Below are 21670 nucleotides of genomic sequence, written 5' to 3' on the forward strand. Positions count from 1 at the left end.
CCGTGTCCACTCCCGAGAAGACCACCACTCCCGAGACGACCACCACCGGCGCGCCGGCCGGGCCCGACGAGACCCCGGGCGCCGGGGATCTGCTCGTCGCCGGACTGCGGCGCACCCTCGACGGTCGCTGGCATGCCGTCCGCGACACCGTGCGGGAGCAGATCGACCGCCCCGACCTGCTCCCCGATCCGTCCCGGACGCTCGCGCAGGCGCGGGCCCGATCCCTCGAGGAGATGCAGGCCCTCGCCGAACGTGGTTTCGCGGCAGCCGGATTCGGCGCCGACCACGGTGGCACCGGTGACATCGGCGCATCGATCACCGCGATCGAGATGCTCGGCTACGCCGATCTGTCGCTGATGGTGAAGGCCGGCGTGCAGTGGGGACTGTTCGGCGGCGCCGTCGAGAACCTCGGCACCGCACGCCATCACGAACGCTACGTCGCCGACATCATCGACCTCGACCTGCTCGGCTGCTTCGCCATGACCGAGACCGGTCACGGGTCGAACGTCCAGGAACTCGAGACCACCGCCACCTACGACGCCGACACGCGCGAGTTCGTCATCGACTCACCGACACCGTCGGCACGCAAGGACTACATCGGCGGGGCCGCCGAACACGCCACCGTGGCCGCGGTGTTCGCCCAGCTGATCACCGCGGCTCCGGGTGCCGAGCCGGAAGGCCACGGCGTGCACTGCTTCGTCGTGCCGATCCGCGACGCCGACGGCAACGACCTGCCCGGGGTCACCACCGGCGACTGCGGATACAAGGGCGGCCTGGCCGGGGTGGACAACGGCCGGATCAGCTTCGACCATGTGCGCATCCCGGCGGAGAACCTGCTCAACCGGTACGGCGACGTCGAGGCCGACGGCACCTATCGCTCACCGATCGACAACGTCAACAAGCGTTTCTTCACGATGCTCGGCACCCTGATCCGGGGCCGGGTGTCGGTGGGGGCGACCGCCGGTGCGGCCGCACGCAAGGCCCTGACCCTGGCCACCCGGTACGGGTTGGTCCGCCGGCAGTTCGACGCCCCCGACACCGACGACGAGATCCTGATCCTCGACTACCTCGGACATCAGCGAAAACTGTTGCCGCTGATCGCGAAATCGTATGCGATCGCCTGCGCGCAGAACGAGCTCACCGCCGAACTCCACGAAGTCCAGTCGTCCACCGACACCGGCGCCGAACACTCCACCCGACAACGCGAACTCGAAAGCGCCGCAGCCGGTCTGAAGGCCTACTCGACCTGGCATGCTTCGCATTCGATCAATGTGGCGCGCGAAGCATGCGGTGGCGCCGGATATCTCGACGAGAACCAGCTGTCGATCCTGCGCGGCGACATCGACGTGTTCACCACGTTCGAGGGTGACAACACCGTCCTGACGCAGCTGGTCGCCAAGGAGTTGCTGTCGGCGTACGCCGACGACGTCCGCGGACTCTCGGCCGGCGGCTGGGTGCGGTTCGTCGCGGGAATGGCGCGCGATGTGGTCGCCGAGAAGACCGCCGTGCGGCAGGTGGTGCAGACCCTGCTCGACAGCTCCGACGAGGACACCGAGGAGTCGGCACTGACCGACCGCGCCACCCAGATCCGGTTGCTGCGCAACCGGGAGGACCATCTGGTGCGCACCTGTGCCCAACGCCTACGGCGCGCCCGCGACGACGACAACGATGCCTTCGAGGTGTTCAACAACGCCCAGGACCATCTGCTCAAGGTGGGCCGCGCGCACACCGAACGGGTGGTGCTCGAGGCCTTCGTCCAGGCGATCGACGACTGCGATTCCCGGGCCGCGGCCACCCTGCTGAGCACCGTATGCGATCTGTTCGTCTACTCGGCCCTCGAGGACGACCTGGCGTGGTTCCTGATGCATCGGCACGTGTCGGTGGAACGGGCCAAGGCCATCCGGCGCGGGGTCAACGAGCTGTGTCTGCAGTTGCGGCCGCACGCTCGGGCCCTCGTCGACGCCTTCGGGGTCCCGGAGGGGTTGCTGTCGGCGCCGATGCTCGATCACGGCTGACGCCGGGCTCCCCCGGATCGCGCGTCACCGCGGCGGAGTCCGGTCGTCACCGGGATGGTCGTCTCCGGGGTGGTCGTCTCCAGGGTGGTCGTCTCCAGGGTGGTGGTCGTCACCGCCGCGGGGGTCGTCACGGGCCCGCAGGATCAGCGGGAAGACCAGCCAGAACCCGGCGAAGGCGGTCAGCGTGACCGCCCCGGCGATCAGTGCCGGCACCGTTCCCACGGTGATGTCGAACACCAGCCCCACCGCCCCGGTCAGGGCCGCACCGAGGCACAGCAGCCCGATGTAGGCGAAGCGATGGGCCATCGTGACCAGCAGCGGTAGCCGATGACGCCGGAAGAGCACCCGGTGCAGGGCCACCGGCGCGGCCAGCAGCAGCGTCGCCACCATCGCGCAGCCGATGGTGACGAGATAGACGATCCGGAAGCCGGTACCGACGTCCTCGAAACCCTCCTGGAACGGCAGGGTGAGCAGGAATCCGGTGAGGATCTGCACACCGGTCTGCACCACCCGCAGCTCCTGGAGCAGCGCCGACCAGTTGCGGTCGAGGCGCTGGGTGGTGGTCTCCTTGCGCTGGACGCGGTTCCAGTCCTCGTCGTCGGCGAACGGGTCCGGGTCGAACAGCGCGGGGGCCACCGGGAACCCTCACTCCGTGGAGCCGCGGGGCGGGAGACCCAGCCGGACGGCGAGGTGCGCCTCCGACAACTCGGTACGGAACCGGGTCACATCGCGTGCCCAGGCCTGCGCGATGGCGCCGGTGGAGAGTTCGACACCCACCCCCTTGCGGCGGCGTGGGACGCCGTGCAGTTCGCCGAGTGCCGGCGCACTCTCCCATTTCTGCGGCGCGGCCCCGTTGTTCTCGGGGTAGATACGTTCGATGTCGGCGAGCGCCACCGTCCGGGTGCCCTGCCGCAGCGTGGTCTCGGTGAGCTCGACGCTGACGTGGCGGCGGGCGGCGAACACCTGGACCACCGAGAAACCGATCACGATGAGTCCGAAGATCGTGATGACCGGCCAGTGAACCTGACCGGGACCGCTGATCTCCATCGCCAGCACCGCGCCGATCAGGATGGGACCGATCGCCACCACCCACCAGCTCCCGCCAGACTCGGCGAACAGGACCTCACCCGGTTCGACCGCGGTCTCGGGGATCCGAGGCGGTGCGGGGACGACCTCGTCATCGTCATCATCGGCGTCACCGGCATCGGCGTCCACAGGGCCTTCGACATCGGCCGGGTCTGCGTCGGTGATGTCGGTGTCGGTGATGTCTGCGTCGGTGCTGTCTGCGTCGGTGCTGTCTGCGTCGGGGGTCCCGGCCGCCCGGCCCGCCTCGTCATCGGTGGGTTCCGGGCCGCCCGAAGGCGTCGACGCACCACTCACGAAGAGCTCCGCCCCGGCTTCTTGCCCCGCCCGGTAGCGCCCTTGGCGGACCGTTTGGTGCGGCGTCCGCGCTGCTGCTCGGCCACCTCGGCCGGGTCCTTGCCGGTGAACCACGCATCCGACTCCGGCCGGTAGGCCAGCAACGAACCGAACAGTCCGACGATCGCGGCGAGCAGCGCGAACGCCAGGAACATCGCCAGGAAGCTCAGGATCAACAGCATCGCCACCGACACGAGGGTCAGCGCGGCCAGGGAGGACCGCCAGCGCTCGTCGCCGGTGTAGGCCTTGGTGCCCATCAGGGCGATCGCCGCACCGACCGCCGCGACCAGCACGCCGATGCCGACCGGCGCCAGTGTCGCACCCGATGCGAACACCCCCAACAGTACGAACCCGATCCCCAGCAGGATGAGCAACGCACCCGACGTCACCCAACAGCGGTACGCCCAGACGACGAGGCTCGGTCGGCGCGCGGGATCAGGCCTGTTCACTGGATTTGCCCCCGGGGTGCTGGCGGTTCGGGTCATCGTCTCCGGCTTCATCGTCGCTGTTGGTGGCTGGCGGGTACTGCGATTCGGCGGGTGCCGACGGCATCGAAGGATACCCACCGGACGGCGGTGAGGTCGGCCGGTTGGCATCCGGAGCAGGCGGATACCGTCCCGCGTCCGGGTACTGACCCGGCGGCGGTGCGGACGGATACGGGTTCTGCGTGGGATACGGGGTCTGTCCCGGATGGGCGGACCACCCCGGGTACTGGTTGCCCGGATACTGGCCGCCCGGGTACTGGCCGCCCGGGTAGACCATCGACGGAAGCGGCGGTTCCTTCGGCCGCTTGGACTCGCGCCGGAACGTCGCCATCTTCTTGCAGTACGTATCGGAGTCGCGGCGCAGGAACAGCACCACCGCGCCGAGTGCGGCGACCCCGCCGATCACGGTCGGCACCATCACCCACGCCGGCGAGACATCGGCGAACAGCGTGAAGAACGTGGTGATCACCAGGTACATGCTGATCGCGCCGATCAGGAACCGTGCCCAGTTGTAACCGCGGCGCGTCAGCAGGATCAGGACGATGGCCACCCCGAACTGGATCACCGCACCGACCACCAGCGAACCGATGAACAGACCCGACGACGTGATCAGGTCACGTTGTTCGGCGGTGGCGTCCTTCACCATCCCCTCGACCATGTCGAGGTACTGCGCACGTTGCTGGTCATAGGTCGCCACGAGGGTGACGATGTGCGCCAGGATCACCACGATCCACAGTTCGGATGCGATGACGATGGATTCGGGAAGTCTCGGCCGGGAGCCGTCGGGCTCGTCGGCCGAGTGCGGCCCGGAGGACTGAACCGGGTCGGGGGATGCTGACATATCCCCCAGGTTAGTCACTTCGACGCGAGCGGGTCGGCCGCCGCGACCCTGCAGGTGCGACGACCGCCCGCCTCAGCGGAGTCGGCCGGCCATCTCCGTGGCCCAGTAGGTGAGGATGATCGAGGCCCCGGCACGCTTGATCGAGGTCAGCGACTCGGCGATGGCGGCATCCCGATCGATCCAGCCGCGTTCGGCGGCGGCGGTGATCATCGAGTACTCACCGCTGATCTGATAGGCCGCGACCGGCACGTCGGCGATCTCGGCGACGTCGCGCAGGATGTCGAGATAGCTCATCGCAGGCTTGACCATCACGATGTCGGCACCCTCGTCGAGATCCAGACGCACCTCCCGCAGCGACTCCACCCGGTTGGCGGAATCCTGTTGGTAGGTCCGGCGATCACCCTGCAACGACGAGCCGACGGCCTCACGGAACGGACCGTAGAACGCCGACGCGTACTTCGCCGAGTACGCGAGGATGCCGGTGTCGGTGAACCCCTCGGCGTCGAGCGCCTCGCGGATGGCCGCGACCTGACCGTCCATCATCCCGCTCGGACCGAGCAGATGCGCACCGGACCGGGCCTGCGCCAACGACATCGAGATGTAGCGGTCCAGGGTGGCGTCGTTGTCGACGCGACCGGCGGAATCCAGCACACCGCAGTGGCCGTGGTCGGTGAACTCGTCCAGGCAGGTGTCGGCCATCAGGACGGTATCGTCACCGAAGTCCTTGCGCAGCAGACGCAATGCGCGGTTCAGCACACCGTCGGGCGCATCGGCACCCGATCCCTGGGCGTCCTTGGCGGCCGCGTCGGGCACCCCGAACAGCATGAGCCCGCCGACCCCGGCGCGGATCGCCTCCTCGGCGGCCGCACGCAGCGAGTCCTCGGTGTGCTGCACGACGCCGGGCATCGACGCGATCTCACGCGGGGTGTCGATGCCGTCGGCGACGAACATCGGCAGCACCAGATCCTGTGGCGCCAGGACGGTCTCGGCCACCAGGCGACGCATCGCCGGGGTCGTCCGCAACCGCCGGGGGCGGATCACCGGGCTCATCTCGTGCACCACCCTCAGGACCGCGACCGCCGCGTCTTCTTGCGCGGCGGGGGCAAGGCCCCCTCGGCGCGCAGCCGTGCGGCATGCTCGGCGAGCGCGTCGACCAGCTCGGTGACCGAGGCGTTCTCCGGCTGCACGTCCACGCGCAGACCGAATTCCGTTGCGGTCTCGGCGGTCTTGGGACCGATGCAGGCAACGATGGTGCGCGCGTGCGGCTTTCCGGCGATACCGACCAGGTTGCGGACGGTGGAGCTGGAGGTGAAGCACACGGCGTCGAAGCCGCCGGTCTTGATCATCTCGCGGGTCTGGGCGGGCGGCGGAGCGGCCCGGACGGTGCGGTAGGCGGTCACGTCGTCGATCTCCCACCCGCGCTCACGCAGCCCCTCGGACAGGGTCTCGGTGGCGATGTCGGCGCGCGGCAACAGGATTCGGTCCACCGGATCGAAGACGTCGTCGTACGGCGGGAAGTCCTCGAGCAGCCCGAGCGAGGACTGCTCCCCCGACGGCACCAGCTCCGGGTTGATCCCGAAGGCCCGCACCTTGGCGGCGGTGGCCTCACCGACACAGGCGATCTTGACACCGGAGAAGGCCCGCGCGTCCAGACCGAACTCGGCGAACTTCTCCCAGACCGCACGCACCGAGTTGGTGGAGGTGAACACCACCCACTGGTAGCGGCCGTCGACCAGACCCTTGACCGCCCGCTCCATCTGGGCGGGGCTGCGCGGCGGCTCGACCGCGATGGTCGGGACCTCCTTCGGGATGGCACCGTGGCTGACCAGACGGTCGCTCATGTCGGCGGCCTGGTCCTTGGTGCGCGGCACCAGCACGGTCCAGCCGTACAGCGCGCGCGACTCCCACCAGGAGAGCTTGCCGCGCTGGGTCACGACCTGGCCGATCGTGAGGATCAGCGGACCGGTCAGCGCATTGCCCTGCTCGTTGAGCGTGGCGAGGGTGGCCTCGATGGTGCGCTGGGCGCAGGTGGTGCCGTTGATCGTGATCGCGACCGGCGTCTGCGGGGCCAGCCCGTGCTCGGTCAGCGCACTCGCGGTCTCGGCCAGGTGACCCGACGTCGCGTGCAGCACCAGCGGGCCGGGAGCGGCGGCCAGGGCCGCCCAGTCCACACCCTCGGCGCGGACATCGGCCTCGGTGTGCCGCGAACCGAGCGGCATGCCGGCGTAGCTGGGCACCACCGATGCGGCGGGCAGACCGGGCAGCACCTCGAAGGTCACCGAGGTCCGGGCCACGGCGTTGACCTCGGCGAGCACCGAGTCGGTGGTCAGCGGATCGCCCGAGACCACGCGGACCACGTCGTCGCCGGCCTTGGCGGCCGCCACGAGGGTCTTGGCGACCTCGCTCGGGTCACCCAGCGCCGGACGGACGATCTGGTCCTCGGGCTCCTCGGCGGACTTCTCCGCGCTCTTGGTGTCGGCAGCCTTGGCGTCCGGGGCCTTGGCATCGCCGGTCGTGGCGTCCGCCCCGGTCGACGAGGTGGCGTCGTCGGTCGTGGTGGCGTCGGCTTTCGCCTGATCCTTGGCGGCCTGGTCCTTCTTGGCCTTGGACGTCGATCGGCGCTGGTCGTCGGCGGGTTGTTCGCGGTGGTCGGCACCGATCATCGCGACCACGGTAGCCGGGACGTCGGGATCGACGTAGGCGGTGGTCGCGGAGGTGATGACGCTCCGCGCCCGCACGGTCAGCAGGTCTGGGTCCCCGGGTCCGGATCCCACGAACAGAATCCGTCCCGGATTGGCCTTCTTCGTCGTACGGCTCATGCGTTCGCACTCTCCTGCCCCCACATGCGGAGGGCTGCAGTTCCTTGCCGGAACTAGGGAGTGTCGACGAGTTCGCCCGCTCCCAGTTCCAGCAGTTCGGCCGCGAGTTCCCTACCCAGCTGATCGGCGCGTTCGACCGGACCCACCACCGAGGCGCGGATCACATCGGATCCGTCCTCGGCCGCCACTACCGCACGAAGCGACAGTTCGGCGATGATGTGCCCGTCGTCGTCGAGCGACTCGACCACCTCGGCGATCGCTCCGACCGGAGCAGTACAACCGGCCTCGAGGGTCGCGAGTACTGCGCGTTCGGCGTCGACCGATGCTCGGGTGGACGCGTCGTCCAACTCGGCGAGGGTTCTCACCAGTTCGGCATCGTCGGAGCGGCACTCCACGGCCAACGCGCCCTGTGCCGGTGCCGGCAACAGGACCACCGGATCGAACGCCTCGGTGACCACATCGGCCCTTCCGATTCGTACGAGCCCGGCTCGTGCGACGATGACTGCATCGAGTTCACCATCTGCGACTTTGCCCAACCGAGAATCAAGGTTGCCTCTTAGGGGGCGGATTTCCAAACCGAGACCCAATGCTCTAAGCTGCGCCGCCCGTCGCGGGGCCGAGGTCCCGATCATCGAGCCCGGCGGAAGCTCTCCGAGGACCTTGCCATCCCTGCTGACCAGGGCATCTCGGGGATCCTCGCGCAGCGGGACGGCGGCGATCACCAGCCCCGGATCGGGTGCGGTGGGCAGATCCTTGTAGGAGTGCACGGCGACGTCGATCTGGCCGGAGTGCAGCGCATCGCGGATCGCCTTGGTGAACACCCCGATGCCGATCTCGGCGACCGGTGCGGCGGAGTCGTCCCCGGCGGTCCGGATGATCACCGGCTCTGCCGGATGGCCGGCGGCGATGATCGCATCGACGATGGTCTGCGTCTGGGTGCGGGCCAGCAACGACCCTCGGGTGCCGACGCGAATGACGTCCCGGTCAGTGGGCTTGGTCACCGTTCTCCCTGTTCGGTGGAATCCCGGTCGGCGTCGGAGACACCGCGCCGACCCTCGGGAGCCGACACCGCCTCCACCGATCCGGGCTTGAGTTCGAACAACTCGCGCAGTGCCTCGGCGTAGTGGTCGCCGTTCGGCGTGGCGGCGAGCTGTTTGACGCGCACCGTCGGTGCGTGCAGCAGCTTGTCGACGACGCGGCGGACGGCCTTGGCGACCTCGTCACGCTGCGGGTCGTCGAGTCCGGGCAGCTTGGCCTCCAGGCGCAGGATCTCGGCCTCGACGACGTCGGCGGCGCGCTGACGCAGCGCGGCGACGGTCGGGGTGACCTCGGCCTGGCGCTGTGCGGTCAGGTAGTCGGCCAGCTCGCCGGCGACGATCGAACGGGCGGCCAGGGTGTCGTCCTCGGCGGCCTTGGCGCCGGCGTCACCGCGCAGGCCGGCGATGTCCACCACGTGCACACCGGGCAGGCGTGCCGCGGCCGGGTCGACGTTGCGGGGCAGGCCCAGGTCGCAGATCACGAGGGGCTTGTCGGCGTCGGCGGTGCGGCCGCGGGCGGCCAGTGCCGAGTGCACGTCACCGACCCCGATCACCGAGCCGACCGAACCGGTACACGCGACGACGACATCGGCGTCGGCCATCGCGGCGGGCAGGTCGTCGAATCCGACGCCCGCCACCTCGATGCCGTGGTTGGCCGCGATGTTGCCGGCGAGATGCTCGGCGTTGGCGACGGTGCGGTTGACCACGGTCATCCGCGCGACGCCCTCACGGGCCAGGTGTGCGGTGGCCAGGCCACCCATCGCCCCGGCACCGACGACGACCGCCGAACGCGCCCTGGCTGCCCCGCAGCCGGCCAGGAGCACCTGGGCGCGGTGCAGGGCCACCGACACCACCGAGGCGCCCGCACGATCGATACCGGTCTCGCTGTGCACCCGTTTGCCGACGCGCAGCGCCTGCTGGGCCAGCTCGTGCAGGACGGTGCCCGCACTGTGGTTGGAGTCGGCGTCGAGGTAGGCGTTGCGGATCTGGCCGAGGATCTGCTGTTCGCCGACGACCAGGGAGTCGAGTCCGGCGGCGACGGTGAACAGATGCTCGACCGCGGCCTCGGAATACCGCACGTAGGCGTGCGGGGTGAGCTCGTTGACGGTGAGGCCGGAGTGGTCACCGATGACCGTGCCGACCGCCTCGAGCGCGGGGTGGAAGGCGTCGACGACCGCGTAGATCTCGATCCGGTTGCAGGTCGAGACCAGCATCGCCTCGGAGACCGCCTGCGACGACAACAGGTCGTCGATCAGCTTCGGGCGGTCGTACTCGGAGACCGAGATCCGCTCGAGCACCTCCACGGGCGCACTCCGATGCGAGACACCGAACAACAAAACACTCACGTCGTCACCGTTTTCTTCACCTACCGGTCCACCACTGCACGCAGTTCACCTGCGTTGCGGGACCCCATCAGGACACGCGACGCCTGAAATGCCAATACCTGTAGCTCCAAGGCTAGATCAACCTGCCGGACGACGACATCGGAGTCCGTGGACAAGGTGATCTGCGTGACGTTCAGCAACTGCCGCACCCCCACCGCCGCGAAGGCGTCGGCGACGGCCTGTGCCTGCTCGTCGGGGGTCGCCACCACGCCGATCTCGATCGGTCCCACCTCCGGATCCGTGCAGACCTTCTCGATGTCGGTCAGCGGGACCACCGCGGGTGCCTGCGGGGCCAGCTCTCGACCGATGACCGCCGGATCGTCGTCGAACAGCGCCACCACCCGGAACCCGCGGCCCAGACCGGTGTGGTCGAGCAGGGCCCGGCCGAGTCGTCCGGCTCCGGCGAGGGCGACCGTCTGGTCGTTGTCGGTGTGCAGCGCGATGGAGATCCGGGCCGTGAGCTTGCCCACGTCGTAGCCGACGCCGCGGACGCCGTTCGCCCCGACGTAGGACAGGTCCTTGCGGAGGATCGCCGGGTTGACGCCGGCCGCCGTGGCGAGCTGGCGGCTGGAGGCCAGCACCACGCCGCGCTGGGAAAATGCACGCAGGACGTGCAGATAGGTGGCCAGCCGGGCCACCGACGGCTGCGGGATGGCACCCGTCGTCGAGTTGACGCTCATTCCCGCACACCCACTTTCACCGTTCCGCGCGGCCGGGGAAGGCCACCGGGCCCCTGGTTGCGGATCAGCGTATACCGGTGCACAATGCCCGTCGCGTCCACCCCGACCTGTCCGTCCGATCAGGTCTCAGCGGGCGGCGCGGGCGGCCAGATCGGCACGCAGTCGCGGCTCGTCGACCTCCCAGTAGCTGTGCTCCTCGCCGTCGAGCAACACCACCGGCAGCCGGTCGCCGAACTCGGCACGCAGTTCCCGATCACCGGCGGCCGCCGCGGCGTCGACGTCGACGGTCTCGAAATCGGTGCCCAGTTCGGTACAGATCCGACGCAGATCGGCGGCGGCGGTCCGGCAGGCCGCACAGCCGTCGCGGCTCAGCAGGGTGATCGACATGGGCGTTCTCCCGTTCGGTGTTGGTTGCTCGCCAGAACAGTCTGACACCCCGGCTAGGCTGTACTCGTCGAGCCCCAACAGCCCGTCGACGGGCCGTCATGGAGGTGTGAACTGTGGGTGTGACCGCTGATGGTGACGCGAATCCGGGAGACGTCCGGCCGGATTCGGACGTGGCTGCGGAGAACATGTCCGGTGAGGCCGTGACCGGCGACGCCGGACCGACCGAGACCGGAACCGAGCCCTCCGGTGAGGACTGGGAGGCGCACGCCGAACAGGTCGACGGCGGGGCGGTGTCCGATGATGATGACGACGCCGACGGCCCCGCCGAGGACGACGAGTCGGCCGAGGACGACGAGAGCAGCCGCGTCACCGCCTGGATCGCCGAGCGTGCCAGCGCCGCGGGCGGCCGGTTCCGGCAGACCGCACAGGAGCTGCGTCAGACCCTTGCCGGTGAGGCCAGCGCCCGTGCCGCGGTGGCGGCGCTGCGGGCCGGGCCACCGGTCGTCGAAGATCCCGACGCACCCCGCGACCTGACCGCGGCGGCCTTCTTCGACGTCGACAACACCTTGGTCCAGGGCGCGTCGATCGTGCACTTCGCCCGCGGCCTCGCCGCCCGCAAGTACTTCTCGTACTCCGATGTGCTCGACTTCGCGTGGACCCAGGCGAAGTTCCGGATCACCGGCAAGGAGAACGCCGACGACGTCGCCGAGGGCCGGGAGAAGGCACTGAGCTTCATCGCCGGGCGGCCGACGTCGGAGCTGGCCGAACTCGGCGAGGAGATCTACGACGAGTACATCGCCGACAAGATCTGGCCGGGCACGCGGGCACTGGCGCAACGCCACCTCGACGCCGGGCAACAGGTGTGGCTGGTGACCGCGACCCCGGTGGAACTCGCACAGACGATCGCCGACCGGCTCGGGCTGACCGGTGCGCTGGGAACGGTCGCCGAGAGCAAGGACGGGGTGTTCACCGGACGTCTCGTCGGCGACATCCTGCACGGACCGGGTAAGGCACATGCGGTGCGCGCGTTGGCAATTCGCGAGGGACTGAACCTCAAGCGGTGCACCGCCTACTCCGACTCCCACAACGACGTGCCGATGCTCTCGCTGGTGGGTACCGCGGTGGCGATCAATCCCGACGCCGACCTGCGCGATGTGGCCAAGGTGCGTGGCTGGGAGATGTACGACTTCCGCACCGCCCGCAAGGCCGCCAAGTACGGTGTCGGCGGCGCACTGGTGGTGGGTGCGGCCGGTGGCGGTGCCGCCGCGGCGGTGCGGCTGATCCGGGGGCGCTGAGCTCCCAGTACGCACCGCCGGCGCGGCCCGCGCCGACCGGCGCGGCTACAGGGTGGTGACCGTCGAGGTGGGGTCGATCAGCACCTTGGCGTGGTGTTCGGCCGAGCCGAGCGCCTCGAAGGCGTTCGCCACGCCGTCCAGGCCGACCGTGGCGGTGATCAGCGGTGTCACGTCCACCTTGCCGTCGGCGATCAGCTGCAGGGTGTCGTGGAACTCCGCCGGGTCGTAGCCGAAGACGAACCGCAGATCGAGCTCCTTGTTGATGCCCACGACCGGTCGGATGCGGTCGGCACCCATACAGACCCCCACCACCACGATCCGCGACCGCAGCGGCGCGCCGGACATCGCGTGGTCGATCATGCCGGGTACGCCGACGCATTCGAAGACCACCGGTCCCGTCGGGGTGGCCCCGAGCCGGTCGGCCAGATGGAACATCGACGCCCACGGCACCAGCGGGATCCGGCGCAGCGTGCGCATGCCGTCGAAGGCCGCCCCGAACAGCTGCTCGGCGGTGGCGACGTACTTGCCCTTCGCCACGACGACGTCCCACGGCGACTCGACGATGGGATCGACGACGACGTCGGCGCCGACCCGGCGGGCCAGATCGCGGCGCCCGGCCGACAGGTCGGAGGCGACGACGGTCCGCACACCGGTCGCCTTCAGGATCGAGATGACGGCCAGACCGATTGGGCCGCAACCGATCACCACGGCAACATCACGGCGCCCCACCTCCCCGCGGCGCACCGCGTGGTAGGCCACCGCCATCGGCTCGGTGAGTGCGGCGGAGTCCAGGGACACCCCGTCGGGTACCGCGATCGTCATGTCCTCGCTGGTCACGACGAAATCGGCGTAGGCGCCGGGGGCGAGTCGGGACAGTCCGGTCAGCTGCGGGCCGTGCTCACCGCGAACCATCGGCAGCGCCACCACCGCGGTACCCGGCGCCCACTTCTTGCGGCACCCGGGCCCGTAGGAGACCACCTCGCCGACGAACTCGTGTCCCATGACCACCGACTGCTCGGCGCGCATGAAATCGGCGTAGCCGACCTCCGCGGCCGCGTCGGCGGTGTCGTCGCTGTGGGTGCGCGCATGCAGGTCGGACCCGCAGATCCCCGCGCGCCGCACGCGCAGCACCATCTCGCCCTTGCCGGGTTGCGGTGCGTCGAGTTCCTCGACGCTCAGCTCCCCCTGGTGACAGACCACTGCCCGCATCCGATTCCTCCCATGCATCGTCGCACCGTGTGGTGACGAGATTAGCGCCCCGCCGGAGCACAGGGCCGAAAGCGAAGGGATCAACCGAAACGATCAACCCGATCCGAACCCAGACGGTTCAGCCGAAATAGACGCTGCCGCGGCGACTGAGCATCCGGAAGAGCGTCTGCTGGATTTCCTCGCGGACGTGGTCGGTCAGATCGAAGACCACCATCGGGTCGTCGGCGGAGGACTCGTCATATCCTCCGGTCTCGATCGGACGACCAAAGTGGATGTGCCACTTGGACGGCAACGGAACGAGTCCGAGCGGCCCGAGCCACGGAAATGTCGGCGTGATCGGAATGTAGGGCATTCCGAGAATGCGCGCCAAGGGTTTGAGATCGCTGATCATCGGATAGATTTCCTCTGATCCGACGATCGACACCGGAATGATCGGGGCCGCATTCCGCAAGGCGGTGGTGACGAATCCACCACGGCCGAACCGCTGCAACTTGTAGCGGTCCTTGTACAGTTTGCCGATCCCCTTGTAGCCCTCCGGCCACACCGCGGTCAGCTCGCCCTGACGCAGCAGCCGGTCGGCGTCTTGGTTGCACGCGAGCGTCGCACCGATCCGGCGTGCCACCTCACCGACGCCCGGAGAGTCGAATGCCATGTCGGCGGCGAGGATTCGCAGGTACCTGCCGGTCGGATGGTTGTCGCGCACGGCCAGTGAGGTCATGATCGCGTCCACCGGGATGGAACCGGCGTGATTGGCGACGAGCAGTGCACCGCCCTCGCGGGGCAGGTTCTCCACCCCCGACACCTCGACCCGGAACCACTTCTCGTAGATCTGCCGGATCGCCGGGAACCACACCGAATCGGTGAAGTGCGGGTCGAATCCGAAGTCGTCCACCTCGTAGTCACCGGTCATCCGCTCACGGATGAAACCCGCTGTGGCGGTGAGGGTGTCAGCGACCGCGCCGCGAACCCCACCGAAACTGAACAGCGGCGAGGAACGGACCGGCCGATGTTCTGCGCCCAGCGTCTCGTCGACGACGACCTCGTCACTGATCGGTGTCACCGATGCCGGTGTGATCCCGAATCCGTCGGTGTTGGGATGTCCGGCCGGCTCGGCCTGCCGGGACGCGCGAGAGACCCCGTGCTGACTGGGATGTCTCCCCTTGCCGGCGTCGACGCCACCCGCAGGACGACGGACGTCAGGGCTTGCATAGAGTTGGATGACCTTGGCGGTGCGTGTCTCAGGGATGGGTCCACCCACTACCTCGTCACCCCCACAGTGATCTCGGTTACCGAATCCGGTCTCAGGTGATGTGTGCAATCGCTCCGGACCGGTATGGCACCCAATAGTACGGCCCCGAGCGGACGTCTGCACAGGGGAGTCCGCAAACGTCCGACATGACCGACTCTCATCTCAGCTGCAATGCCGTCGACACGATCCGCTTCTCGAGGCCCCGCCAGGCGCCGGGCTCGATCACCGGGGTCACCCCGCTACGCGAGATGAAGTCGTCGAGGGTCTCCATCGTCGTGTACCGCGGCGCGAAGCCGAACTCGGTCCGCATCCGAGAGGTGTCGAGGACCCGACCGTAGGTGAGGAAATCGGTCTGCGAACTCCGCAGTTTGGCCGATCGCAGATCCTGCAGCACGCCGGTGATCGGCGCGAGCAGCTGACTGGGCACCGGGAGTTCGAGATGACCGATCCGCCGGATCGCCTGGGTGAGGGTGACGACGCCGTCGGCGGCGACGTTGAACGTGCCGACCTTGCCGGCCAGCGTGGCGTGCTCCATCGCGGCGAGGGCGTCCTCCTCGTGCAGGAACTGCAGCCGCGGCTGGAAACCGATCACGGTGGGCACCACGGGCAAGGAGAGATACGACCCCATCCGGGTGTTGATCCGCGGTCCGAGAATCGCCTGCGGGCGCACGATAGTGACGTCGATGTCCTGGCGCCGGCGACCCAGCCCGCGGACATATCCCTCGGCGTCGAGCAGATCACGGCCGTACCCGCGGGTCGGCTCGCGTTTGGCCGGGATCTCCTCGGAGAAATGCGAGGGATCGCCGGAACTGGCGCCGTAGACCATGGCCGTCGACCGCAGCACGATGCGTTTGACCGAGGGACTGCGCTGCGCTGCGGCGCACACCTGCATCGCACCGAGCAGGTTGAACTCCTTGATCGCCGTCGAATGCGGCGCGGTGTCCATGATCGAGGTGGCGGCGTGCACGACGGTGTCGACGTTGCAGTTCGCGATGGCCTTGGCGATCGCGGGACGTCGGATGTCGATCCGCAGGAACTCCGCACGCCCCATCCGGCGCATCAGGTCCTTGCGGGGCACACGGGAGTCGACCGCGATCACCCGTGCGATGTCGGGGTTGTTCGCGAGCCGCGCCACCAGATAGCCGCCGAGGAACGTCGATGCCCCGGTGACGAGCACCGTCCGGGGCCGGTGTTCGGACGCGTCTGCCATGGGGACCAGGCTAGGGCATCCGGACCGGTGGCGAGCGGTGCACGGTCACGGCCCGGGCTCGAGTACCCGGTCGGCGGGACCGGGCGGCAGGACCGGGCGGCAGGGAAACGGGCCCAGGGAACGCGAAAGGGCGCCCATCCGAGGTGGAGGCGCCCTGAACACGGACTCGTGGGTGAACCGGACCCGGCGGGGCCGGGACGGCTCAGAACCCGAGTCGGCTCACTTACCGAGCTTGCGACGCTGCACCCGGGTGCGACGGAGCAGCTTGCGGTGCTTCTTCTTCGACATGCGCTTGCGGCGCTTCTTGATCACTGAGCCCATCGGGGTGCTTCCTCACTTCAATGCAATGTTCTGTGACCGGCAGGTCGTGACCACGCGTGCAAGTCGCGTTCACCGGTACGCAACCGTCAACACTACCGGCCGCCCCCGCCCGAACAGAAATCAACCCCCGCAAAACCGGGAATCGTCCCCCATCACGACGACGGCACGGCCGGATCACCCCCGGCACAACCATGTTCCGGACGAGATCCGGCCGTGCCGGACGAGGGGTACGCACCCCGACGCGAACCGTCCCGGAGGACTAGCCGGCGTCGAAGTACGAGGTCTCGAGGTAGTCGTGCACCGCCTTGGCGTGGACGCGGAACGACCGGCCCACTCGGACGGCGGGCAGTTCGCCGCTGTGCACGAGACGGTAGACCGTCATCTTGGACACACGCATCAGCGAGGCGACCTCGGCGACGGTGAGGAACTGCGAGCCGGACGCCGTGCTGCTCACCGCGGCCGGCCTATCTCCTGGGGTCTCTGCAGGTGCCATGAAATTCTCATACCTCCGGAGCACGTGTCGCGGCCGCCGGCTTCCCCTCCGGCGGACATCAGACACGCACGTGCTTGGAGAAGCTTAGCGTGGCTGGTGTGAAAAAAGCGACGGGAGTGGCCAAGATTTGGGCGATTTGACGACTCTGACCACAACATACTGTGGTCGTCTGGATCTTGACCACTAGTTGTGGGATTCGCCCGAAAGTGCCTCGAGAGCCCTAACCCTCAAGGTCCACTCGACGTCCAGCCCGTGCGGAGACGTCGGCGGCGGCCTGGGTACCGGCATAGAAGGCGCCCCGGAACCCGTGCGATTCGAGCTCACGGACGGCCGCTGCGGTGGTACCGCCCGGTGAGGTGACCGCGGCCCGCAGATCCACCGGCGACAGGCCGGAATCGCTGAGCAGGATGCCCGCACCGCGGATGGTCTGAACGGCCATCTCGGTGGCCTGCGCGCGGGTCAGGCCCAGTGAGACACCCGAATCGATCAGGGCCTCGGCCATCAGGAAGACATAGGCCGGTCCCGAACCGGACACGGCGGTGACCGCATCCATCTGCTTCTCCGGCACCACCGCGACGCGGCCGACCGACTCCAGCAGACGGGTGACCGCAGCGAGCTGTCCCTCGTCGACGTGGCGCCCCGCCGACACCGCGGACATGGCCTCGTTGACCAGCATCGGGGTGTTCGGCATGACCCGGATGACCGGTGATCCGGCCTGCAGCAGCTTCTCGCAGCGGGCCAGCGTGACGCCGGCGGCCAGGGACACGGTGACGCGCTCGGTGTCGGCGGTGTCGTCGGCGGTGGCCAGCTTGCGCAGCACCGGCTCGACGTCGTCGGGCTTGACCGCCAGGAACACGAACTGCGCGGACTCGGCCGCGACGACCACGTCGTCGGTGACCAGCACCCCGTATTCGTCGGCGATCTCGGCGGCCCGCGCCGGAACCCGCTCGACGACGACGAGGTCCTTGGTGGGTTTGCCCGATCCGATGAGTCCGGCGAGGAGTGCCTCACCGATCTTGCCGCCCCCGACGATGGCGATGCGTTCGGTCACGAGTGAACAGCCTTTCTGCTAAACGATGGTCTGCCTTGCACGGGCAAGGGTCCGGCCGGTCCACCGGCGATGCCGGTCACTTCGAATCGTGTTCGGCCGGGATCAGGGCGAGCTGCCGCGACTGCGCGACGACCGTCCCCGTCGAGTCCACCACGAGGTGGTCCTCCTCGAACATTCCGGGCCCGACCTCAGTGCTCGTCGCCACGAAACGCAGCCATCCGGGAGCCGGATCACGTCGGATGTAGGTGGTCAGCTGCACCGTCGGCGCCCAGCCGAACAGGGCGAGGTTCATCACCACCGGCGGCGAGATGTCACAGACCAGCACCGCGAAGTCGGCGTCGGGTTCGATCCCCTTGGGCCGGGTCCAGCCACGCACGACCGGCTCACCCCGTTCCCCGCGGACCACCGGGAAGGACTCGGCGTCGAGGACGAAGTCCAGCGCCTCACCGAGGTGGACGACCTTGCCGACCGGTGAGTCGTGCACATCGATACCGCCCGCGGGCGGGGTGACCGGGGTGTCGTCGAGCAGCGTCGGGGCCGAATGATGCGGGGTGCCGTGGTCGTGACGTGCCAGGGTCACCGACGACGACACCATGGTGCGGCCGTTCTGCGCGAGATCGACCCGCATCAGCGTCACCTGCCGGCCCCGCTTGCGCAGCGAGACGGTGAGGGTGACCTCGGCCGGGTCCGGGGCCGACAGGAAGTCGCTGGCGATGGCCACCGGCACGATGTCGGACCCGCCGGTCGACGCCTCCCCCGACGCGGCGGCGAAGTCGTCGCGAGCGCGGCGGGCCGCCCGCGCGACGATCATCTGCATCGACCCGCCGTGCACCTTGGGACCGATGGTGAACGCGGGATCGATGACCGCGGTGTAGGTGAGCTCGGGGAACTCGCCGTCGGTCCGGACCTCGCCGACCCGGGTCAGATCCAGCAGGGCGGTCAGCTTGTCGCTCATGTCACCTTCCGACGGCCATCGGGTCCGACCGGCCGTGTGTCCGGGCGGCCGGCCACCGGACTAGCCGGTGCGACTCGCCTCGCGTTTGAGATGCTGTCGCGCAAAATCTAGCGAACGGGCCAGCATGGCGCGCCGTTCGGGCTTGGTTCGCGCCGACGACGTGGTGACCTCGAGGACCACCGCACCGGCGAAGTCGCTCTGCGCGATCCGGCGGCACACCTCGGCGCACGGCTGCGACCCGTCGCCGGGGATGAGGTGTTCGTCGTGGGCTGCCCCCGAACCGTCGGCCAGGTGCAGATGCGACAGATTGCCCGCCATGCGCTCGTAGAGTCCGAGGGCGTCGGTGCCCGCGGTCGCCGAGTGCGACAGGTCGAGGGTGTAGTGGTCGTAGCCGTCGTCGGTGGGATCGATCGACTTGCCGAACGCCGACATCGACGCACCGGGACCGCCACCGCGGCGGACCATCCGCTGCGCCGAGCGCGCGCCCGCCCCGAACAGCCGGTCGGCCCGCATCGGGAACATGTTCTCCACCGCGACGGCCACACCGCTGGACTCCGACAGTTCACCGACGGTGTCGTCGAAGGCCTCGACGTACTCGCGCTGCCAGCGGAACGGCGGGTGGACGACGACGGTCGAGGCGCCGAGGATCTCGGCCGCCTCCGCCGAGCGGGCGAGTTTGCGGAGAGGATCACGGCCCCACACACGCTGCGAGATCAGCAGACACGGCGCATGCACCGACAACACCGGGACCTGATACCGCTCCGAGAGGTACTCGATGTGGCGGATGTCCTGGCTGACCGGGTCGCCCCAGACCATCAGCTCCACGCCGTCGTAGCCGAGTTCGGCGGCATAGCCGAAGGCGGCCTCGGTGTTCTGCGGATACACCGAGGCCGTCGACAACCCGATCGGGATGTCGGCGGCCATCGGATGTGCGCCGGAGAAGCTGCCGGGTGCGGTCACGTCGCCAGCAGGACGAGTGGACCGATGGTGACGATCAGTCCCACGGCGAGCGCCAGCAACGTGGTGATCAGGTCGTTGGACTTGCGCACCAGATGCGAGAACGTGACGATGCCGAAGATCACCAGCACCGCGAGCACCAGCGCGAAGTAGACGTTCCAGCGCCACAGCTCGGTGAAGCCCCAGAACAGGCCGACGCCGACCGCCAGACCGACAACGACCTCGGCGATCAGGGCCAGCCACGCCATCGCGGGCGACCGTTCGGTCTTCCCGGCCTTCTCTGCCTTCTCCGCCTTGGCGGCCTGCTTGGCCGCCTTGGCCTCGGCCCGCAGCTCGGCCTTGGACTTCGCCGGGGCGCCGGTCTCGGCGGCCGCTGCGGTCTCGGTGGCGGCGGCGGGTCCGGCATCGTCGGGCCGGTCGTCGTCGAGATCGGCGAGCGACATCAGTGCGGTGTCCTCGCCGGTGTCCTCGGCCGTCCCGGCGGCCGCCGTGTGCGGTGCCAGGGTGTCCGGTGCATCGGTGTCCGGTGCATCGGTGTCCGGTGCTGCGGTGTCCGGTGCTGTGACGGCTGCTGTGGTCTCGGTTGCTGTGGTGTCTGCGAACCCACTGTCCGGTGCCGCACCACCGGCGACGCCGGCACCGGTGTAGGTCTCGACGTTCTCGGCGAAGGCCGGGTCGTCGGACTCGACGGTGGTCCCGACCGAGGCGGTGCCGGCGAGGAGGCCGAGCGCGCCCGGCGCATCCGGCTCGGGTTCGGTGTCCGCCGGCTCCTCGGGGGCGTCGGTGACCGGTGGGATGGCGCTGGTGACCTCGGAGGCGTTCTCGGCCTCCGTGGCGGACGCCTCGGCAGCGGCGGCTCCGGCCGACTCCGCGGTGGAGTCGTCGCGGGCGACATCGGTGTCGGGAACAGTGGCCCACTCGGTGTCGGCCGAGTCGGTACCGGCCGGCTGCTCGGGGGTGGACTGCTCGGGGGTGGACTGCTCGGGGGTGGACTGCTCGGGGGCCGGGACAACCGGTTCGGCGGCCGGAACCGGGATCGGTGCAGCCGGTGCCGGCGTCCCGTTCTTGGCAGCGGACGCGCGTGACGGGGCGGCGTCGGCCTTCTTGCGCCGCGAGAACCAGCCCCGCTTCTTCTTGGGTTCCTCGTCCGGGACCTCGACGTCGGCGAAGTTGCGGTAGGCGTCGAAGTCGTCCATCACCTCACCGAAGCGGCCACCGTCGGCGGCGTCGTCGGCGTGCGGCGCGGTGTCGGCGACCACCGGGATGATCCCGGTGACCTCGTTCGACGACTCGTCGACTCCCTGATCGGCGGCAGGGACGGTGTCGAGCCGGTCGGCGACGTCACCGGAGTGGAAGTCGCGCGTGGGCGGTGGCGTGAATCCGGGCATCCCGCTGGCCGTGTACCCCGTGGTCGGCCGCGCGAACGGGGACGGAGCGGACTGGGGACGGGTGTCGGCGGTCCGACGCGCGACCGGGTCACCCGACCGCGGGAACGCGGTCGGCCCACCTGCGGCGGGTGTGCTCGAGCCGGTGGGTGCGCTCGGGGGTTCGGGTGCGCTCGGGGGTTCGGGTGCACCGGACGGGGTGGCGGACGGACCACTCGCCTGCTCGTCGGTGTCCTCGGGTCCGGTGGTGATCGCCGGGATCTCACCGGTCAGCTCCGACACCGAGACCGTGCCGGACCGACCGGCACGTCGACGTCCGCGCCCCTCACGTCCGCCCGATGCCGTACTCGGCGCCTCGTCGTCGGACCGGGATCGCGCCAACAACTCGGATACCGAGATCGGCCGCGAGTCGGGCCCCGAATCTTTCTTCCCGGGATCATTCGCCATGGCTGTGCGCTCTCCGTCCTTCAGGTCGTG

At 69.3% G+C, this 21670-nt stretch carries 21 protein-coding genes; 2 read left to right on the top strand and 19 right to left on the bottom strand.

Annotated features, from left to right (window positions below):
• Window positions 1-2 precede the first annotated feature (2 nt).
• Window positions 3-2015, top strand: coding sequence for an acyl-CoA dehydrogenase (locus Q9K23_RS08345; RefSeq protein ID WP_305950469.1), 2013 nt, complete (start codon window positions 3-5; stop codon window positions 2013-2015).
• Between the two features lie 24 nt (window positions 2016-2039).
• Here Q9K23_RS08345 and Q9K23_RS08350 read toward each other — a convergent pair whose 3' ends face one another.
• The 10 genes from Q9K23_RS08350 to Q9K23_RS08395 all read right to left on the bottom strand — a co-directional run bounded on the left by Q9K23_RS08350 (window position 2040) and on the right by Q9K23_RS08395 (window position 11068).
• Window positions 2040-2651 (bottom strand): DUF6328 family protein, encoded by a 612-nt coding sequence (locus tag Q9K23_RS08350; RefSeq protein WP_020793158.1) that lies wholly within the window; start codon window positions 2649-2651, stop codon window positions 2040-2042.
• 9 nt (window positions 2652-2660) lie between these two features.
• The gene (locus Q9K23_RS08355; RefSeq protein ID WP_053777014.1) at window positions 2661-3167 is read right to left on the bottom strand and encodes a hypothetical protein; all 507 of its coding nucleotides are present in this window, start codon (window positions 3165-3167) and stop codon (window positions 2661-2663) included.
• A 224-nt stretch (window positions 3168-3391) separates the two neighbouring features.
• Window positions 3392-3823: a hypothetical protein gene (locus Q9K23_RS08360; protein ID WP_020793159.1), complete on the bottom strand. Its 432-nt coding sequence runs from the start codon at window positions 3821-3823 to the stop codon at window positions 3392-3394.
• A gap of 46 nt (window positions 3824-3869) precedes the next feature.
• Window positions 3870-4760: a hypothetical protein gene (locus Q9K23_RS08365; RefSeq protein ID WP_020793160.1), complete on the bottom strand. Its 891-nt coding sequence runs from the start codon at window positions 4758-4760 to the stop codon at window positions 3870-3872.
• A 72-nt stretch (window positions 4761-4832) separates the two neighbouring features.
• Window positions 4833-5810, bottom strand: coding sequence for a porphobilinogen synthase (gene hemB / locus Q9K23_RS08370; protein WP_053777013.1), 978 nt, complete (start codon window positions 5808-5810; stop codon window positions 4833-4835).
• A 14-nt stretch (window positions 5811-5824) separates the two neighbouring features.
• Complete coding sequence (locus Q9K23_RS08375; protein ID WP_053777002.1) at window positions 5825-7579, bottom strand: bifunctional uroporphyrinogen-III C-methyltransferase/uroporphyrinogen-III synthase; 1755 nt, start codon at window positions 7577-7579, stop codon at window positions 5825-5827.
• Between the two features lie 53 nt (window positions 7580-7632).
• A complete protein-coding gene (gene hemC, locus Q9K23_RS08380; protein WP_020790239.1) occupies window positions 7633-8580 on the bottom strand; it encodes a hydroxymethylbilane synthase in 948 nt (315 codons plus the stop codon).
• Window positions 8577-9962, bottom strand: a complete 1386-nt coding sequence (locus Q9K23_RS08385; protein ID WP_305950470.1) for a glutamyl-tRNA reductase — start codon at window positions 9960-9962, stop codon at window positions 8577-8579. The genes hemC and Q9K23_RS08385 overlap by 4 nt, the downstream gene beginning before the upstream one ends.
• Before the next feature lie 20 nt (window positions 9963-9982).
• Complete coding sequence (locus Q9K23_RS08390) at window positions 9983-10681, bottom strand: redox-sensing transcriptional repressor Rex (protein WP_020793266.1); 699 nt, start codon at window positions 10679-10681, stop codon at window positions 9983-9985.
• 126 nt (window positions 10682-10807) lie between these two features.
• On the bottom strand, window positions 10808-11068 hold the full coding sequence (locus tag Q9K23_RS08395) for a glutaredoxin family protein (RefSeq protein ID WP_020793268.1): 261 nt from the start codon (window positions 11066-11068) through the stop codon (window positions 10808-10810).
• A gap of 113 nt (window positions 11069-11181) precedes the next feature.
• Between Q9K23_RS08395 and Q9K23_RS08400 the strand changes: the two genes are divergently transcribed.
• The gene (locus Q9K23_RS08400) at window positions 11182-12363 is read left to right on the top strand and encodes an HAD-IB family hydrolase (protein WP_305950471.1); all 1182 of its coding nucleotides are present in this window, start codon (window positions 11182-11184) and stop codon (window positions 12361-12363) included.
• A 45-nt stretch (window positions 12364-12408) separates the two neighbouring features.
• Here the strand turns inward: Q9K23_RS08400 and Q9K23_RS08405 are convergent, their stop codons facing one another.
• From Q9K23_RS08405 to Q9K23_RS08445, 9 genes are all read right to left on the bottom strand, one after another.
• Entirely contained in the window at window positions 12409-13572 is a 1164-nt protein-coding gene (locus Q9K23_RS08405; RefSeq protein WP_053777000.1) for a zinc-binding dehydrogenase, read from the bottom strand.
• Between the two features lie 118 nt (window positions 13573-13690).
• The gene (locus Q9K23_RS08410; protein WP_053776999.1) at window positions 13691-14830 is read right to left on the bottom strand and encodes a lysophospholipid acyltransferase family protein; all 1140 of its coding nucleotides are present in this window, start codon (window positions 14828-14830) and stop codon (window positions 13691-13693) included.
• A gap of 148 nt (window positions 14831-14978) precedes the next feature.
• Window positions 14979-16031 (bottom strand): NAD-dependent epimerase/dehydratase family protein, encoded by a 1053-nt coding sequence (locus Q9K23_RS08415; protein WP_053776998.1) that lies wholly within the window; start codon window positions 16029-16031, stop codon window positions 14979-14981.
• Between the two features lie 219 nt (window positions 16032-16250).
• Window positions 16251-16352: an AURKAIP1/COX24 domain-containing protein gene (locus Q9K23_RS08420; RefSeq protein ID WP_003402602.1), complete on the bottom strand. Its 102-nt coding sequence runs from the start codon at window positions 16350-16352 to the stop codon at window positions 16251-16253.
• Window positions 16353-16611: 259 nt separating this feature from the next.
• Window positions 16612-16845, bottom strand: a complete 234-nt coding sequence (locus tag Q9K23_RS08425; RefSeq protein ID WP_053776997.1) for a helix-turn-helix domain-containing protein — start codon at window positions 16843-16845, stop codon at window positions 16612-16614.
• A 220-nt stretch (window positions 16846-17065) separates the two neighbouring features.
• Complete coding sequence (gene proC, locus Q9K23_RS08430) at window positions 17066-17896, bottom strand: pyrroline-5-carboxylate reductase (RefSeq protein WP_020789781.1); 831 nt, start codon at window positions 17894-17896, stop codon at window positions 17066-17068.
• 76 nt (window positions 17897-17972) lie between these two features.
• Window positions 17973-18851 (bottom strand): thioesterase family protein, encoded by an 879-nt coding sequence (locus Q9K23_RS08435; RefSeq protein ID WP_053776996.1) that lies wholly within the window; start codon window positions 18849-18851, stop codon window positions 17973-17975.
• A gap of 60 nt (window positions 18852-18911) precedes the next feature.
• Complete coding sequence (locus Q9K23_RS08440) at window positions 18912-19775, bottom strand: sugar phosphate isomerase/epimerase (RefSeq protein ID WP_053777012.1); 864 nt, start codon at window positions 19773-19775, stop codon at window positions 18912-18914.
• 32 nt (window positions 19776-19807) lie between these two features.
• Entirely contained in the window at window positions 19808-21640 is a 1833-nt protein-coding gene (locus Q9K23_RS08445) for a DoxX family protein (protein WP_305950472.1), read from the bottom strand.
• Window positions 21641-21670 lie beyond the last annotated feature (30 nt).

The organism is Gordonia sp. NB41Y (assembly GCF_030718915.1).
GTDB classification, from domain to species: Bacteria; Actinomycetota; Actinomycetes; order Mycobacteriales; family Mycobacteriaceae; genus Gordonia; species Gordonia desulfuricans.